The 18,000-nt window shown below is 39.4% G+C and carries 17 protein-coding genes; 7 read left to right on the top strand and 10 right to left on the bottom strand.

What is annotated here, in order from left to right:
* Window positions 1–42: 42 nt before the first annotated feature.
* Window positions 43–786 (top strand): bis(5'-nucleosyl)-tetraphosphatase PrpE, encoded by a 744-nt coding sequence (gene prpE / locus N0M92_RS00390; RefSeq protein WP_260284010.1) that lies wholly within the window; start codon window positions 43–45, stop codon window positions 784–786.
* Window positions 787–862: 76 nt separating this feature from the next.
* Here prpE and N0M92_RS00385 read toward each other — a convergent pair whose 3' ends face one another.
* The 3 genes from N0M92_RS00385 to N0M92_RS00375 are packed head-to-tail and all read right to left on the bottom strand — an operon-like array spanning window position 863 to window position 3,260.
* Window positions 863–1,777, bottom strand: a complete 915-nt coding sequence (locus tag N0M92_RS00385) for an RluA family pseudouridine synthase (protein ID WP_260284009.1) — start codon at window positions 1,775–1,777, stop codon at window positions 863–865.
* 17 nt (window positions 1,778–1,794) lie between these two features.
* Window positions 1,795–2,589, bottom strand: coding sequence for an NAD kinase (locus N0M92_RS00380; RefSeq protein ID WP_053534153.1), 795 nt, complete (start codon window positions 2,587–2,589; stop codon window positions 1,795–1,797).
* Between the two features lie 50 nt (window positions 2,590–2,639).
* The gene (locus N0M92_RS00375) at window positions 2,640–3,260 is read right to left on the bottom strand and encodes a GTP pyrophosphokinase (protein WP_034314484.1); all 621 of its coding nucleotides are present in this window, start codon (window positions 3,258–3,260) and stop codon (window positions 2,640–2,642) included.
* 316 nt (window positions 3,261–3,576) lie between these two features.
* On the opposite strand from N0M92_RS00375, the gene N0M92_RS00370 reads away from it, so the two are divergent.
* The 4 genes from N0M92_RS00370 to N0M92_RS00355 all read left to right on the top strand — a co-directional run bounded on the left by N0M92_RS00370 (window position 3,577) and on the right by N0M92_RS00355 (window position 6,364).
* Entirely contained in the window at window positions 3,577–4,155 is a 579-nt protein-coding gene (locus N0M92_RS00370; RefSeq protein WP_260284008.1) for a CYTH domain-containing protein, read from the top strand.
* A 22-nt stretch (window positions 4,156–4,177) separates the two neighbouring features.
* Complete coding sequence (locus N0M92_RS00365; protein ID WP_449581447.1) at window positions 4,178–4,846, top strand: lytic transglycosylase domain-containing protein; 669 nt, start codon at window positions 4,178–4,180, stop codon at window positions 4,844–4,846.
* Window positions 4,847–5,069: 223 nt separating this feature from the next.
* A complete protein-coding gene (locus N0M92_RS00360; RefSeq protein WP_260284005.1) occupies window positions 5,070–5,474 on the top strand; it encodes a globin domain-containing protein in 405 nt (134 codons plus the stop codon).
* Window positions 5,471–6,364, top strand: a complete 894-nt coding sequence (locus N0M92_RS00355) for a ClpXP adapter SpxH family protein (RefSeq protein ID WP_397443787.1) — start codon at window positions 5,471–5,473, stop codon at window positions 6,362–6,364. The genes N0M92_RS00360 and N0M92_RS00355 overlap by 4 nt, the downstream gene beginning before the upstream one ends.
* A 923-nt stretch (window positions 6,365–7,287) precedes the next feature.
* Here N0M92_RS00355 and pepF read toward each other — a convergent pair.
* The 6 genes from pepF to N0M92_RS00325 form a co-directional block, all read right to left on the bottom strand.
* On the bottom strand, window positions 7,288–9,105 hold the full coding sequence (gene pepF / locus N0M92_RS00350; protein ID WP_192203716.1) for an oligoendopeptidase F: 1,818 nt from the start codon (window positions 9,103–9,105) through the stop codon (window positions 7,288–7,290).
* Window positions 9,106–9,297: 192 nt separating this feature from the next.
* Window positions 9,298–10,506, bottom strand: coding sequence for a competence protein CoiA (locus N0M92_RS00345; RefSeq protein ID WP_260284004.1), 1,209 nt, complete (start codon window positions 10,504–10,506; stop codon window positions 9,298–9,300).
* Between the two features lie 92 nt (window positions 10,507–10,598).
* Window positions 10,599–12,107, bottom strand: a complete 1,509-nt coding sequence (cls, locus tag N0M92_RS00340) for a cardiolipin synthase (RefSeq protein WP_311202495.1) — start codon at window positions 12,105–12,107, stop codon at window positions 10,599–10,601.
* A 114-nt stretch (window positions 12,108–12,221) separates the two neighbouring features.
* The gene (gene mecA / locus N0M92_RS00335; RefSeq protein WP_260284003.1) at window positions 12,222–12,890 is read right to left on the bottom strand and encodes an adaptor protein MecA; all 669 of its coding nucleotides are present in this window, start codon (window positions 12,888–12,890) and stop codon (window positions 12,222–12,224) included.
* Window positions 12,891–13,381: 491 nt separating this feature from the next.
* A complete protein-coding gene (gene spxA / locus N0M92_RS00330) occupies window positions 13,382–13,777 on the bottom strand; it encodes a transcriptional regulator SpxA (protein WP_034314502.1) in 396 nt (131 codons plus the stop codon).
* A 590-nt stretch (window positions 13,778–14,367) separates the two neighbouring features.
* Window positions 14,368–14,949, bottom strand: coding sequence for a GNAT family N-acetyltransferase (locus N0M92_RS00325; RefSeq protein WP_260284002.1), 582 nt, complete (start codon window positions 14,947–14,949; stop codon window positions 14,368–14,370).
* Window positions 14,950–15,045: 96 nt separating this feature from the next.
* Here N0M92_RS00325 and N0M92_RS00320 point away from each other — a divergent pair, with 96 nt between their 5' ends.
* Window positions 15,046–15,234 (top strand): hypothetical protein, encoded by a 189-nt coding sequence (locus N0M92_RS00320; RefSeq protein WP_192203711.1) that lies wholly within the window; start codon window positions 15,046–15,048, stop codon window positions 15,232–15,234.
* A gap of 50 nt (window positions 15,235–15,284) precedes the next feature.
* Here N0M92_RS00320 and N0M92_RS00315 read toward each other — a convergent pair whose 3' ends face one another.
* Entirely contained in the window at window positions 15,285–16,430 is a 1,146-nt protein-coding gene (locus N0M92_RS00315) for a putative glycoside hydrolase (RefSeq protein ID WP_260284323.1), read from the bottom strand.
* 573 nt (window positions 16,431–17,003) lie between these two features.
* On the opposite strand from N0M92_RS00315, the gene trpS reads away from it, so the two are divergent.
* Window positions 17,004–17,990 (top strand): tryptophan--tRNA ligase, encoded by a 987-nt coding sequence (gene trpS / locus N0M92_RS00310; RefSeq protein ID WP_098371292.1) that lies wholly within the window; start codon window positions 17,004–17,006, stop codon window positions 17,988–17,990.
* The last annotated feature ends 10 nt before the right edge of the window (window positions 17,991–18,000 follow it).

Genomic DNA, 18,000 nt, shown 5'->3' with positions numbered 1-18,000 from the left:
TAATACCATAAACATATACAAAACAAACAAAGGATGTGTCAAATGAACATCGATATCATAGGGGACATTCATGGATGTTTCGCTGAATTCAGGCAGCTGACCGAAAAAATGGGCTATACATGGAAGACTGGGTTTCCTGTACATCCCTCCGGAAGAATTCTCGGCTTTGTAGGCGATTTAACCGATCGCGGCCCAAATTCCCTTCAAGTAATAGAGGTTGTCCATGAATTAGTCATTAACCAAAATATAGCAAGGTATGCCCCAGGTAACCACTGCAATAAATTGTATCGTTATTTTTCAGGCAATAAAGTTCAAATATCACACGGTTTAGAGACTACTGTAGCTGAATATGAATCACTGAACATTCGGGATCAGAAGAAGATCCGAAAAAAGTTCATGGAACTGTATGAACGTTCCCCACTTTATCAACTCATTGATGAAGGGCGATTGATCATTGCCCATGCAGGAATTCGCAGTGACTATATTGGCCAATATAGCAATAAGGTAAAAACCTTTGTCCTCTATGGTGATATCAATGGCTCCAAACATCCCGATGGGTCACCGGTCAGGAAAGACTGGGCACAATCATACAAAGGGGAAACATGGATCGTATATGGACATACACCAGTCCCTGAAGCTAGAAGAGTCAATCATACTTATAATATTGATACAGGCTGCGTCTTCGGTGGAAAACTGACGGCTGTCCGTTATCCCGAAATGGATCTTCAAGAGGTGCCTTCTTCCATGCCATATATAGCAGGAAAATTCAGGACATCTTTTGATTAACCAAAAAAACTCGCCATCTTGGTGAGTTTTTTTGAGTCTATGAAGTGGTTTTGTTTATTGCAGCCCGGATATAAAGTCAGGAATCCCATCCTTTACTTCCTTCGAGCAAACGGGTCATATCTTCTGGTAACTCTTCTTGAAACAACATCATCTTCTTCGTGAAAGGATGTAAAAATTTCAATTCAAAACAATGAAGGGCTTGGCGAGGGATACCTCTCCTGTTCCCTCCATATAAATCATCACCAGCCAGCGGGTGGCCAATATGCGCCATATGGACCCTGATTTGATGTGTACGCCCTGTCCTGAGTTCCAAATTAAGGAATGTATGGGACCCTGTATGTGCCAATACCTTAAATAGGGTACAGGCATACCGGCCATCCTCCCTGACTTCCCGTTCAATGATGCTGGTCGACTTTCGTCCGATTGGCGCCACTATCTCTCCTACAGGTCCTTCAACGATTCCTTCAGCTACGGCTTGGTATCTCCGTTTAACCTGTCCTGATTTTTGCTGCTCACTTAAAAGGTGATGGATATGCCGGTGCTTGGCAATTAAAACCAAACCTGATGTATCCCGGTCAAGACGTGTAACTATATGGATCGTCGCCTGTATTCCCGTCTTCCTATAATAACCCGCCAAGCCATTCGCCAAACTGCCGTTGGGATGCTCACGGGAAGGAATGGTATTCATGGAAGGGGGCTTAGCCACCACCAATACAAACTCATCTTCATATCTGACATTCAGGGGGATGGGTTCCGGCAAAAGACCTTCGCTTGCCTGCTCCGGCGGAAATATGACGGTGACGATGTCGCCCGTTTCAATCCGTTCCCTTACGGTTACTTCCTCGCCGTTCAACTGGATATATCCACCTTTAAACTTAATATCCGTTAATGCTCGTTTTGAAATATCGCATTTGCTGAGAAACTCTCGCAATAAAGAGCCAGAATCCTCTTCAAAAACCGACCAGGTCAAAGAAAAGTTTTGATTTGACATGAGGTGAATCTATCTCCTTAATTAGCAATAAATGAATCATGCACCCTTTTCCAGAAAGGAAAAGGGCGGAATCTGGCAAATCGGATCTTTTCATCTGCAACTCGGCACTGTATCGACTTTACATTTTCCTGAAGCAAGGACAAATGGTCGACCGTAATTTGAAAATTGACCGCATTGACCGGCCTGAACATACACGTATGATGTGCCGGCAGCAGAAGCGGAGATCCTACGGTCCTAAACACCCGGTTATTAATGGATGCCAATTCGGTAATCTGGATGGCATCGATTGATGGATGGACGATGGCCCCGCCAAGCGCCTTATTATATGCCGTGCTTCCGGATGGCGTCGCAATGCATAAACCATCTCCACGGAACGTCTCGAAATGCTGGCCGCGTATTTCAACGTCCATGACGAGCGTCCCTTCCACACTTTTGACCGTCGATTCATTCAACGCCAAAAATCTTGCTTCCCGCCCTCCATGCTGATAACGGACAATCGTTTCGAGCAGTGGATATTCCACTATTTGAAATGGGGTTTTCGCTAAAGCTATCACCAATTTTTCAATTTCATCAGGGGTCCAATCTGCATAAAAACCAAGATGTCCTGTATGTACACCGACAAAGGCAGTTTTATCCAATCGATTCTTATAACGGTGAAAAGCATATAATAAAGTGCCATCACCACCGACAGAAATGACAATATCCGGCTGATCTTCGTCATATTCCAAATGAAAGTCCTGAAGATACGTACGCATCCTTTGCATTAAAGTATTCGATTTCGCATCTCCTTTTGACGTTATCGCAAATTTCATGTAATACCACCTCACAAATTAGATTTCTTCCCGTTTATCCATTTATGCGTTCAGGAATCTTTCTTCCTGGAAAAAAGACGCTGTGCTTCCTGGATTTCCGTACGGATTTGCGACATCTCTGCATCAAGCAGGAAGGCCGCTTCTGCTGCACGTTTGAGTCGCAATTGAATATCTTCCGGGAAAATGCCTTTATATTTATAATTTAAAGAATGTTCGATCGTCGCCCAAAAATTCATCGCAAGAGTCCTGATTTGTATTTCGGCAAGGATATTTTTTTCGCCATGGATCGTCTGGACCGGATAGCGGATTACAACATGATAAGAACGATAGCCGCTTGCTTTTTTATGGGAAATATAATTCCTCTCCTCGACTATCTCGAAGTCATTGCGACCCCGTAATAGTTCAACTACCTGTTCGATATCATCCACGAACTGGCACATCATGCGAAGCCCTGCAATATCCTGAATTTCAGTTCCCAATTTATCAATGGGAATATCCTTCAGGCTCGCCTTATCCAAAATGCTGACAATCGGCTTTACCCTTCCTGTTACAAATTCGATCGGCGAGTGAATATTCTCTCTCTCAAACTGTTTCCTTAATCCCTTTAGCTTAACCTTTAATTCTTCGACAGCCTGAGTATAAGGCGCCAAGAAATCGTCCCAACTCTCCATTGCCACACCACCTATATCTATCTAAAAAGCGCCTGTTCAACTCTGGTATGGGCAGAACGCTCTCCTAAATCCAGCAATCACATGACTTTATGTCAATTCACCGCTGGATCCTATTTCTTTTTCTAGCAAAAAGTATGTATTAAATTCTTATATATACGATAATCCATTTTTCGTGCTCAACGTTTATATTTTATCATATCCTGCAATTGATTCCTAAATATTCAAGTACAATAGCAAAAAATTATTGAATTCAATTTGACAGCTGGAATGGTTCTTATATGATTAACCTAAGAATCAGCCAGAAAGGATGGAGCACATGAACCAGCATATTGAAATTGAATTTAAAAACCTTTTAAGCGAAAAAGAATTTCGTCAACTGATCGAATACTTTCATCTTGGGGCATCGAACTTTAAAACCCAGAAAAATCATTACTTCGATACACTTGGATTCACTTTGAAAAGCCTAGATTCCGCGCTTAGGATCCGGGAGAAAAACGGGCGTTACGAGCTGACTTTAAAACAGCCCGCAACAGAGGGACTATTGGAAACGAATCAAGATATTCCTGAAGGAACCGCATATGCATTTCTGAATCATAACACATTCCCTGATGGCGAGATCCAACATCTAATCCTCGAATGCGGAATTGATCCAAAAGATTTTACCTGCTTTGGGACACTAAAGACAGACCGCCTTGAATTTCCTTACAAAGAGGGTTTACTTGTTTTAGATCATAGTTCGTATTTGAATCAGGAAGACTTTGAGCTTGAATATGAAGTGACGGATGCAAAAGCAGGGAAAAAAAACTTCCTGAATCTCCTTGAAACCCTTCAAATTCCAGTAAGGGAAACCGAAAATAAGGTTAAGAGGTTTTATCGCGCCAAATTCCAGGAATAATCCTGTTTGAACCCATTCGGAGGTGGAGAGTTTGAAAATCCAAGATTTCAAAACGTTTATGGAATTGCAGGCAATCCAGCAATTCACAAATGGCAGCATCACAAGCAAAAATTCATCTAGATCCGTTTTCCAGGACATGCTCTCGGAACTGGTTTCGGGTGATGCTCTTGAAAGCACTTCGCAGAAATTGGGTTCCTTATTATCCAATGTTGAAGCTGAAACGAAATCTTTTCTTCAACCCAGCGGCCTAACTTCCATGAACATCAACCCGATATCCGCTGCCAATGCTAACAAACAGAGCAGCAGCGAAACCGCCAAAAACTTTGATCATATCATCAGCCAGGCAGCCAGTTTATATAATCTCCCGGAAAAACTGATTAAGTCTGTCATTAAACAAGAATCGAACTTCAACCCTGAAGCCACCAGTTATGCGGGTGCCGCTGGCCTTATGCAGTTAATGCCAGCAACTGCAAAAAGCCTTGGGGTGGATGATGCAACCGATCCAGAACAAAACATCATGGGCGGGAGTAAATATTTAAGTCAAATGATGGCACGATATGACGGAGACATCCAGGTTGCCCTTGCTGCTTATAATGCAGGGCCAGGAAATGTCGATAAATATAACGGCATCCCGCCCTTTAAAGAAACTCAGAATTATGTTCAAAAAGTCTATGGCACATTTTTAAGTTAAAGCAAGCTGACCCGGTTTATTTGTGACGGGTCAGTTTTTTCATGTCTATATATGCTTCTCCAGAACAAATGGAAAAGCCCCCCAGAGCTGTAATCTCCGATCATTCCCCTGTGTCATACTACAGATGTAAAATTTTCTTTAAGCTATATATTTGTTATATCAGTACGTCATTGATAAAATATGAATAAATATCAACCATCTTTCTTTAAAAGGAGTAATCAACATGATGCAAGGGAACCCTACACCATATGAATTAATTGGAGAAGGGCAATTACACAAATTAATTGATGTGTTTTACTCCAACGTTAGTCAGCACCCGGATCTGCAGCCAATATTCCCTGACGATTTAACTGAAACGGTCCGTAAGCAAAAACAATTTATGACTCAATATTTAGGCGGTCCCTCTTTATATACCGAAGAGCATGGCCATCCTATGTTGCGGGCTCGACATATACCTTTTGAAATTACGCCAGAACGTGCGAAAGCATGGCTCTCATGCATGTATCAAGCTATGGACGAAATTGGCCTTGAGGGTGAGATTAGGGAGTTTTTCTATCATCGCCTCTATTTGACGGCACAGCATATGATCAATACATCCGGAACTGACGGGAAAGGAGAAGACAGTTGAGCGCACAAAAACCAGTTTTCAATATTTCCGATTGGATCAAGACGCAGCATTGCTATGATATAGGAAAAAAGCCAATTGAAATTTATGTTTTTGTTGATCCGCTTTGTCCCGAATGCTGGGGCTTAGAACCAATTATTAGGAAATTACAGATAGAATATGGCCAATTGTTCAGTTTACGCCATGTTTTAAGCGGTAAAATCGATTCTCTTAATATGGGGAAAAATAAAAATTATGAAAACATTGCTCAGGTTTGGGAAAAGACAGCCAGCCGCTCGGGAATGTCCTGCGACGGGAGCCTTTGGTCTGAAAACCCAATCTCTTCTCCATATACAGCTTCCATCGCAATAAAAGCAGCGGAATTGCAGGGGCGTAAATTGGCCATTCGCTTTTTAAGGCAGCTTCAAGAATATGTATTCATAGGAAAAAAGGATATATCCAATATCGAAGTCTTGACCGAATGTGCCAAAAGGGTTGGACTGGATGTGGAGGAATTCCTTTATGACATCAATTCTTCCAGTGCAGCCAAAGGCTTTCAATGTGACATGAAAATCACTAGCGAAATGGAAGTGACGGAAATACCTTCCCTTGTCTTTTTCAATCAAAATATTGAAGAAGAGGGAATAAAAGTTTCAGGTGTCTATTCTTACGAGGTATATGTTCAAATTTTAGAAGATATGCTCAATGGTCTGCCAGCCCCTGCAAAACCCCCCTCTCTCGAAGAATTTTTAAGCTGTTTCAAACTAGTGGCCACAAAGGAAATTGAAACTGTTTATAATATGAATAAGAGTAACGTCGAGTTGGAAATGAAAAAGCTTGTTTTAAAACAGTTGGCAGAAAAGATTCCTGCTAAATACGGAACGTTTTGGAGATATACAAAGAAGCAGTCATGAATTTGACTGCTTTTTTGTTTAAAACCACGCAAATCAAAAGATTGCATGGTTTTTTTATAAGAAAATAAGGGGATGGGAGAAATTTTTCACGATCAAACAAAGGGGTATAAGTTTGTTTGTGATTCACTTCACAATAAATAATATAACAGATAACTCAGTTATGTTTCAACTGTTTGTGTAACTTTTCACAAATTGTTCACAATATATAATTTTCACTTTTTAATTATTTTTTCTTAATATATATAGTTAAATAAGAGCCTATTTAAGTTTAAAGCCCTAAGTGTTTTTGTTATCTGATAAGCAAGGGAGTGAATTTACTTGTGAAATAAATCACAAAAGTATTAAATCATTTGTTTTTATTTCCTAATCTTTCGTACAACTTTTGTTACAACCGGCGTCATTTTGTACTTTTTACTTTTCCGCAAATGAAAAACCCCGGCAAATCACGAAATTTGCTGGGGTTTTTCATCTATTTATGCGAATAAGGGGATAGGAGAAATTTCACGACGAACAAACAAAGGGGTATATGTTTGGGATGTGATAACTTCTATATCTGTACTATAGCAGATTATACACCTTAAAAGCAAGAACTTTGTGCGCAGCTTCACATTATTGTCATATTTTTAGAATACTGCTTATTTTAAAACATACTATCTAATAAAGCGCAGATGAGCTTTTACTGCGGCCAGTTGGAGGTGACCAAATTGAAAGGCTTTATTCTACTCATACTCTTGATAGGGTCGCTATTTGTCCAGCTGCTCGGTATCATGAACCTCATTCCTCTGTATTTTACCTCCCCTATTCTATTTTTTGTTTTCTTCATAATTCTTCATAGCTTAAATCAGAGAAATCGATTTAAAGGATTATGACGGACATGCATATAAGTTGAAAAGGACCCGAAGTGCTCGGGTCCTTTTCACATCTTATTTATTCAAAAGCTCTTCCAACTCATTTAGTTTTTCTTCGAATACATTCATGGCTTCTTGTACAGGTTCAGCTTTTGTCATATCGACGCCAGCCTTTTTGAGCACTTCAATCGGATAATCAGAACTTCCTGACTTCAAGAACTCCAGATACCTTTTGACGGCGGGCTCTCCTTCTTCAAGGATTTGCTTGCTCAATGCTGTTGCTGCACTGATTCCTGTTGCATATTGATAAACATAGTAATTATAGTAGAAGTGTGGAATACGCGCCCATTCCAAACCGATTTCGTCATCAATGGTCACGTTCTCTCCAAAGTATTTCTTGTTCAGCTCATAATATTCTTTAGTAAGCATATCCGCTGTCAACGCTTCCCCATTTTGTGCTTTTAAATGAATCGTATGTTCAAACTCTGCAAACATCGTTTGCCTGAACAGTGTGCCGCGGAAACCTTCCAGGTAATGATTCAATAAATAGATGCGTTTCTTTTCATCTTCGATTGAATTCAGTAAATAATCGTTCAACAGGTTTTCATTACAGGTCGATGCAACTTCCGCTACAAATATGGAATAATTCCCGTATGGATATGGCTGATATTTACGTGTATAGTAGCTATGGACCGAATGCCCAAACTCATGAACGAGCGTGAATAAGTTATTGACGTTATTTTGCCAGTTCATTAGGATATAAGGATTCGTCCCATATGTACCAGAAGAATAGGCACCGCTTCGTTTCCCTTTGTTTTCATGCACATCGACCCAACGGTTTTCAAATCCCTCTTTCAAAACGTTCAAATAGTCCTCCCCAAGCGGAGCAAGACCTTTAAGGACATAATCTTTGGCCTCATCATATGTCACTTCCATCTTCACTTCTTTAACAAGAGGGGTGAATAGATCATACATATGAAGTTCGTCTAATTGCAGTACTTTTTTACGTAAATCAAGATAACGGTGCAGTAATGGCAAGTTGTCATTGACCGTTTTAACGAGATTATCGTATACGGTCTCCGGAATGTTATTATTACTTAATGCCGCTTGGCGTGCTGAATCATATTTTCGAACCGTGGCATTGAAGTTGTGGTTTTTCACCTCACCTGACAGGGTTGAAGCAAATGTATTACGGAACTCTCCATACTTGCTGTATACCCCTTTAAATGCCTCCTCACGTACACGGCGATCTTCACTCTCAAGAAAACTGATATACCTTCCGTGAGTGATTTCCACTTCATTTCCCTCTTCATCCTTAATGGTCGGGAATTTCAAATCGGCATTGTTTAGCATACCGAAAGTATTGCCCGATGCATCAAGTACTTCTGATGCTTGCGCCAATAATTCTTCCTGCTCTGCAGATAAGATATGGGGCCTCTGAAGATTGATTTCCTCTAAAGAATGTTTGTATAATTTCAGATCTTCTTTTTCTTCCAAAAACCCTTCCACTTTGTTTTCATCAATACTCAATAGTTCAGGAACCATATATGAAAACGCAGCTGCTGCCTGGGCGTATAAAGCTTTTGCCCTATCCTCCATCCCTTGATAAAAAGGATTGGTTGTATCTTGATCATTGCGCATATGTGAATAAGAATAAACTTTCCCTAGCTTCTCGAATACCTCATCTTGGAGTTGAAGGGCCGCAAATAATTTTTCTGCGCTTTCTCCCAACGTCCCTTTATGTGCTTCCGCCTTCTTGAGGTCTTCCTTTACCGCTTTGAAGGCAGCTTCCCAATCTTCCTCGGTTGCGAAGATATCTTCCAGTCTCCAAGTATCTTCAGGAGCTATTTCACTTCTTGAAGGTAATGTATTTGCTTTTGTTTCCTGTGCCATAAAAAAATTCCTCCCCATTCTATAGAAACTTGCCATTGGGCTAAATCGTTAAACCGGATCGAACGCTGCAATACTTCATTCGGCGTTCATTCTTTCTTAAAGTTTTCTAAATTCCCAGTTCTTATTACTATTTCTCCATTAACAAAAATAATCCTGCCCTTTCATCTGAATTCAAGATAAATAGAGATGTTATCACTGATTATACTGGATATTCCCCTTTTCCATCATCAATTTATGCTTATCATAGAAATCTTTTTCCAAAATTTGAGCTTGATCACTGGTGAAGGGAGGGGTAATTTCCCTTTCAACTTTAAAAACTCCTTCTTTCAGTTTTGATAAATAACCAAATTTCATCAAAAGCATGATATATTGACCTACAGGATACTCGATGGGTTTTTCATGAAGCAATGGCAACGGTCTGAACCTTATTTCACCTTTTTTTGAACGCTTTCTAAAATTATGGATAATATCAGCCATAGAAATCTTTTCCCCTGTTCTTTTCTTATGAAACACATCCATGTATAACCATGCCTGCCATTCGATCGAGGCAGTTTCGATCAACAGCATCCCTCTGACCGGAACACCCACTTCAATTGGAAGTGTCACAGGTGAAATATGATGTAAATATAGCCCTTCGAAAAAAGGATCGCATCTCCGTGCTGTTTTCACCCGATGGAGGGACCAGCCATTTCGTTTATATCTCCATGCGGGCAGAAAAGGGAATCTAAAGCAGTTTTGGGGCAATGCACGACTTGGGGGAAGGAACCTTAATGAAGCTGTTGTCAATTCGGCAAAGGCGGTTCTGGGGGTAAAAGGAGTGAGGTTCTTCAATACTGATAAATGATCCGTTTCCGGGCAATACATCCAAAGAAAAGGGTGATGGAAGCTGCCGGTGACGAAGAGCCAGTGGAAGCGGGATAAACTGAATTCATACAAACTTTTCCTTTTTAAGCGTTTTGCAGCAAGGATCCAAATTGGCTTGATGCCTATGCTTTGATAGGCTTTTGTCCTTTCAATGAATTCAACCTCGGGGATAACTGAGCATTGAAATTCTATTGCATAGCGATTACCTCCTATCACAACCAAAATATCAGCCCTTTTCTTAATTTCGGGAAGGTAGGCTTCTAAAACCACTTGATAACCATGTGATGAGAACCACTGAAATAATTTTCTTTTTCCCAATAAATGATAGGCGGATTCCGGTTCTGAAGAAGCGCGGCATGACGAACTATTTTTATGGGCAAAATGCGGGATCCTGACTTTTCCCGCCTTGATGGTCATTTCCATCTTACAGCATGGACAGTAATAATCTGCTGACTTTCTCCATTCATCAATCACGTTTGCCGGTATCTTTTCAGGAAGGGTAACCCATGTCCCATCTTTCTTTATCGCAGTTAGCATACATCTCCTCCTCATCCACTACATTCGCCTGCTTTGCTTAGGATTCCTTTTAATCCGAAAAAAAAATGCCTTATCGGCATAAATGAAAGTATCTAAAGAAGGGGTGAAAGCAATCGGCAAGTGGACTCCAAAATCTTCAAACCGAAATTCCGTTTGGAAAACGCACCAATCTCCACTTCTTGGGATACCTTTATATCTTCCAAAAAATCATTCACCAGTTGCTGAGTACTTTCCGTCCGGTAAAGAAAAGCATTGACTTCGAAATTCAGGTGAAAGCTCCTCATATCCATATTGGTTGTCCCAATTGATGCCAGTTGATCATCCACGATGATGATTTTACTATGCATGAACCCTTCATTATATTGGAATATACGAGCTCCGGAAGCAAGCAATTCGGGAAAATAAGTTCTCGAAGCATGAAATACGATACGTTTATCGGGGTTCTTCGGGACGAGCAGCCTGACATCCAAACCACTTAAAGCGGCCACCTTCAATGCTTGTAAGATATCGTCATCAGGAACGAAATACGGGGAAGCTATCCAGACGGACTTTTCTGCTGAAGTGATCATCTTAAAAAAAATGCTTTTTATGATCGTCCACTCACTATCAGGCCCGCCGCCAATCAATTGAATTCCGCCATGTCCGTGATGGTTCGGCAGTCCGGCCATGAGATATTCATCACTTAAAAAACTATTATTGGTGCTATAATACCAATCCTGGAGAAATATGAGCTGTAGAGTCCTGACAGCTTCCCCCTTTATGATAAGGTGCGTATCCCGCCAAGAACCGAATTTCCGATCTTGTCCCAAATATTCATCCCCAATATTGAGACCGCCGATGAAACCGACAGAGCCATCTATCACAATTATTTTACGATGGTTACGAAAGTTGAATTTATTGTTTAATAAAGGGAGATGCAGCGGACCAAAGGCCACCATTTCGGCTCCCGCGTTCTTCAGTTCATCGACATAAGAACGTGCTAACTTCCAAGAACCAACCGCATCATATAGAAATCGGACCTCTACCCCCTCTTTTACTTTTTGTATCAAGATGTCTTTTAACAGTCTGCCAATGCGGTCATCCCTAACAATATAATATTCTAAATGAATATGATGCCTGGCTTTTTTTAATTCTTCGATGATATTGGAAAATGTTTCATCACCATTCCTTAAAACCCGGGTTTCAGTCTGAAATGAAATAGGGCTATTCCCCAGCCTATTTGCAAGAGTGATTAACTGCTGAGGGTTCTCGCCCATTTCCTTAATTCGTTCATTATAATCCGCTTCGCCGCCTATTTTCACGAAACTCTGTTTGTCCAAAAAGTACTTCTTGCGAAATATCCTCTCTTTCCGAAAATTACGGCCAAACAAAAAGTAAAAAATGAAACCGATGAATGGGAAAGCGCCAAAAATAACAAGCCATGTTATGGTCTGAATGGGATCTCGGTTTTCCATGAAAATGCTGAATCCAATTATCACCAAGAAAAGGGTCAATATAAGACTAGAATAAAAAATCAGCCCGCCATCGACGCCATTTATTAGAAAATGCCATGTACTGACCAACAAGAGAATAAGCAGACCGACGCCAACTATATTCTTCACCTAGACTACCTCCAATTAACAAACACAGGCATATTTAAAAAACCTCCATGCTAAGGCAAAAACATTTATTCTTGGACGAAAAGGCCGATTTCTACTGAAATCGGCCTCAACAGTCTATGCGAAATATTTATCGACCGTTGTGAATACATCATTTTCGATAACTATCTTCCCGTACTCTTCAAGCATGTGCACCGTTATAGGTGACTCCTGACTATATTCCAATAAAAGACTTAAAACATTATCGATTTCTTCCTCATCAATCTCCGCCTCGGAAAATTCGATATAAAGATAATATTTATTCTGATAAACATAAAGTTTTGTCGTCCATTCATCCAAGCCCTGACGCTTGCTTAATGAAATGACATCTTCAAAATCCTCGAAAGTCGTGATGAATTCAATCATACCATCTTCGAATGTCATACCGCTTTCTTCATCTTTACCATGAAAATGTTGATCAATAAGCGTATCCATCTTGTCTGATACATTCAAATCCCTTAACTTATCATCTGAAAGAGGCAGCTCGAGTTTCTGACCATCTTTGGCAAGCTGGGCTTTTGTGACCAAAACTTCCAAGCCTTTTTCAAGGGCTTGAACTTGAATCCATAAGGGTCCTTCAATCATGAATTCTTCTTCTTGATGCACTTCATCCATCATTTCCCAAAAAAGCTCCTCACTTCGCTCGCGGCTGTACCAAATTTCTTCGCGATCAAAGCCTCTTTCCTCAATATCTATATAGGAAATATAAAATTTAACTGTATCGTCATTAATGCGTTCGATTTCCATGATTCCCCTCTCCCTTCCTTTCTCATTTTGAAGGGATAATAACCCCCAAGCGAAAATTGCTCTTAAAAGCTCTTTACCCGTAAGTGAATACTGTAAATCATGATAGTCATTAAAACGGACTATTTTACATCATTTTATGACAAAACCTTGAAGAAGGGAAATAAAAAACATTACTTATCTAAAAAACAATTGTTTGCCTAATATTCCATTCATTCTATAAAATAATTCATCCTGATGCAACTATCATAATGCTTTATTCAATTTTGGTCTTTCTGCCATTAATGCCTTATTATATACACAGCATGATGAGCTGCATTCATTATTTTTTCTTTAAATGATGACCGGTTCAAAGGACCTGCTGCAAACCCAAAACGTCTGATGCCGCCTAAGGATTCTTTTATGTTCCCCTTCATTAAGTTAAAAAAATCAGTGAAACGTTATGTATAAAGAAAAAGCCCTGCACATTTCCTGGCAGAGCTTGAAAGACCTTATTAGTTGACCATACGTTGTGCTTCCCGTAACTGGAAGGTACGGACTTTACGTGGTAGAAAGCGTCTTATCTCATCTTCATTATAACCAACTTGAAGCCGTTTCTCGTCAAGGATAATTGGACGTCTTAACAGACCTGGATTCTCCTTGATCAATTTATATAATTCTTGAAGAGGCAGGCTCTCTAAATTTACGTTTAACTTTTGGAAAGTTTTTGACCGTGTTGAAATGATTTCATCGGTTCCATCTTCTGTCATTCGAAGAATTTCTTTAATCTCATCAATCGTTAACGGTTCTGAAAAAATGTTTCTTTCTTTATATCCAATCTCATGTTCCTCTAACCATGCTTTTGCTTTTCTGCATGAAGTACAACTAGGTGATGTATATAATGTTACCATGTTTACTCACACTCCCTAAATATAGAATCGGTGATCTATGAGGGGAAATCTACTATTAGTATTCATAAGTACCACTCTAATTTGAAATAATTTTAATTAAGTATTTCATTTTCTTTATTATACACTAAATTATTTAAAATGAATACCCTTTTTGATATTTGAAAAAATCCTTTTAAACTTCTAGTTTAGCCTGTACTATAGCTTTTTCCGTTTTTTATGTAATACATTAAAACTGCTTTTTCTAATTGAAAATACCTACCTACCATTCTCATTTAACTCTCAATACGGCCCTCATGATTCTTTAAATAACTCTTTACTTTTATTTACCCCCAATCTTTGTCAATAAACAAGATCATGTTAATATATTTTCTTTAATCAAATGCAAATTCCTCCTTTTACATTAAAAACCATTCTTTTAGCACATATATTTCCAAAAATAAAAACAATTCAAAAATCAGCTATTTAGATATTCACTTTAATGCAAAATTTGCACAATAAGAAAAGACAGATTGCAAGGGTTCCAGTTGTTTTCTGCTGGCACACTTTTTGACAAATTTAAAAAGGGCCGGTTAAACAACCGGCCCTTTCACTCAAATTTGCACCTCTTTAAAAATATCCGTCTCCTGACCTGCATTCAAGCTTAGTACATCCTCTACATCTTGATAAGATTTCCCATAAAGATCATCATCTTTGTAAGTATGGATTTCAGAATAAATCTCTTTCATGAAATCAAATACGTCTTCTTCATCAACTGATGGATTTGCGGGCCAATATAAGATTTCCATAGGCGTATCCTCCTTGGTGGCAAGCGATTTTCTGCTGTAGGAGATTGAAGAGGCATGCCGGAATCCTTCCCTTTTATAAAATTTCAGCCTTTTAAATGTGTCATCATCATTTTCTTGTACTGGTTCTACTTCCAGCAAGATCGTTTTCTGCTTTTTTTGCAATTTTTGAATCAATTTCCTCCCTAGTCCCTGCCCCCTTGATTTCTTTGATACAAAAAGGTAATCAACGAATATAAACTCTTCCCCTTCCACATACAATAAAACATGATCGGGACCTTCATCTTTTTTATATATTTCCTGTTTATCTTCTAAAAGGACTTCTATATGTTCTTTGGACTTCATCTCTTCAATAGGGAAATACTGGTTTAGTTTTTCGTACCAATTCATAATTTAATCTCCTCATTTGCTAGTTTATACTTTCCAGATTATTTCATATCCACTACAATGGAACTTGAATAGCTTGAAAATATTAGGAGGGTTTTGATGATCAGTTACTTTTTGGACTTTTTTTTAGTCGCTGCTTGCGTTATTGGCATTACAGCCGTGAATGGCGTTGTGACGAATGGCATCGGCGAAAAATGGTTTGGCGGAAAACGTCACTCTCATATTTTCGATCATTCGAAACGAATTCAGTCAGGGTGGAGTCAAGTTGGCGGGAATAAAAAGCGGTAATTCAGAGAGAATATGGATGACCGGAAGAAACTTCCTAGGTCATCCTTTTTTCATGGGGTATAGTCTACTCCCTTTGTATATCGATTTGCTGCATTCCATAATAAGTATTCATCAATACCATTGTCTTTCAGTGCTTTTATTTGGGCTTCCACTTCTTCCTTACCATACCTCTGGTAATTCCCCTCTCCTAAATATGAGGCAGTAAAGTCTTGTAACCAAGGTCTTGAAGTAGGTGGTGTTTTTAATTCCTTCAGCTTTCCGTTCTCTAATTTTGCATATTCCTTAACGAGATTATAAGGCTCCAAATCCGGCTTATCGATACCAAAATAAGATGTCCAGTGACTCGGATAGATCATCGAGGAAATTACATCAACATTCTCAGAAATTTTTGTGAAGTTTTGCCCAATTCCGGGAGCTTCAGGCAATGTAGCTGCATATCCAAAAATATCCACTGATACTTCCACACCATATGGCTTCAGTTGTTCCCTCGCATAACTTACGAAATCAGTCACTGCCTGAACCCTTTTAGCTGTATTACTCACTTTCGCTTCATCATATTCACCTACATCATATTTCAAATCATCTTCTTTATTTTCGAATCCTTCGGGAAAACGGACATAGTCAAATTGAATTTCTTTAAAACCCAACTTTGCCGCTTCAATGGCAATACCGACATTATAATCCCACACCTCTTTTAAGAATGGGTTAACGAAGGCTTCCCCTCGACCATTCTTCCATACCTTTTCTCCATCTAAAAAAGACAATTCAGGCTTCTCTTTGGCCAAATGGGAGTCTTTAAAGACGACTACCCTTGCAATTGGATAAATCTGTTTATCCTCAAATTTTTTCAGCATTGACCTTGGGTTTTTTATGTAGTCTTTACCGATCCCAGCATATGGAGAATCGGGATCTTCGGGTTTATACGTAACGTTCCCCCTGTCATCCTTAATGTCAATGACCATCGCATTCAAATCGGTTTCATCTACATAATTAATAAGTTCATTCAATTTATTGCCGCCAGCTGCAGGACCTGTCACATATATTCCGCGCACAGCATCCGGGTAGTCGAATTTCAACCCCGAATCAAAAACAAAACGCGGTACGCTCACAGGCAATTCTTTATTTTCTAATGCCACCTGCCTGGTTTCATTCATGCCTTGCGCATGAACTGGCTGTTGAATCAGGAATATGCACATACCTGTCATCAACCATTTACACATTGGTTTCATTTTCTCCACCTCATTCGCCATCAGTCATCAATATTCAACAAATATAATAAACCCCTTTCTTTAATACCACAAACAATTAACTTTACTCCTATATATTAAAAATAATTAAAAAAACTGCTTTATAAAGTTTCAGCCTTAAGAATACGTTCACAATCCTGTATTCCCTTGTTAGTATCCTTCCCTAAAATGCTCTGCTCATTGTGCTATATGTTAAACGGTTTGATTTTCCTTGAACCCTTCATTTCTTCCATGTCAAAAAAAAGAAACGGAAAATCCAATCTATCGGCTTGATTGCCGTTTCGATTATACATTTAATATGAATAAATGCTAAAATACAGTATAGTGGACATTTCGTATTCTCAGAATGGCATCGATACAGGACAAAACGGCCCTCCACAAGATTTAAATGAGCGTTTTTCCCCATCACGGGAGCACGCACATTTCTTTCAAAGAAAGTGGATTCATTTTCTATTTATCCTTACAATAATGAAGAACGAATATCCATTTATCAATAAACGCATTTAGAGGAGTGACTAGCAGTTGAAAAGGATTTTCTCCGGCATTCAGCCATCCGGTTCCGTTACTTTAGGAAATTACATCGGAGCCATGAAGCAATTCGTTAACTTACAAAATGAATATGAATGTTTCTTTTGTATTGTTGACCAGCATGCAATTACAGTTCCACAAGATCGCATTAAGTTAAGGAAAAACATTAAAACATTGGCCGCTTTATATTTGGCCATTGGTTTGGATCCTGAAAAGAATACCATCTTCATTCAATCAGAAGTACCTGCGCATGCTCAGGCAGGCTGGATTTTACAAAGTATATCCTATATTGGGGAACTTGAGAGAATGACGCAATTTAAGGACAAATCCGCTGGCAAAGAAGGGGTATCCGCAGCACTGCTTACATACCCGCCGCTAATGGCTGCCGATATTCTCCTTTATAGTACAGATGTAGTTCCTGTCGGGGAAGATCAAAGACAGCATCTTGAATTGACACGCGATTTGGCTGAACGGTTCAATAAAAAGCATAATGACATTTTTAAAATTCCGGAAATCAGCCTCCCTACAGAAGGGGCCCGTATCATGTCCCTTCAGGAACCAACCAAGAAAATGAGCAAATCTGATCCTAATAAAAAGGCAACGATTGCCTTATTGGATGATCCGAAGCAAATCGAAAAAAACATCAAAAGCGCAGTTACCGATTCGGAAGGTATTGTCCGTTATGATAAGGAAAACAAAGCGGGTGTTTCCAACCTGATGTCCATATACTCCATCTTCAGTGGAAAATCCTATTCAGAAATTGAAGAGATGTATGAAGGTAAAGGTTATGGTGACTTTAAAAGTGATTTGGCTGAGGTGGTTCTTGGGGAAATCCTACCAATCCAGGAACGCTTTAATGAATTGATCGATTCACCTGAATTGGATGAAATTCTGGACCGCGGTGCAGAAAAGGCGAATATTGAAGCCAATAAAATGATCAGAAAAATGTATAACGGCATGGGACTAGGCAGAAAGAGATAAAAAAAAGACG

Source organism: Peribacillus aracenensis, from assembly GCF_025175645.1.
GTDB lineage: Bacteria > Bacillota > Bacilli > Bacillales > DSM-1321 > Peribacillus > Peribacillus aracenensis.
This window is presented reverse-complemented; position numbering and strand designations above follow the sequence as displayed.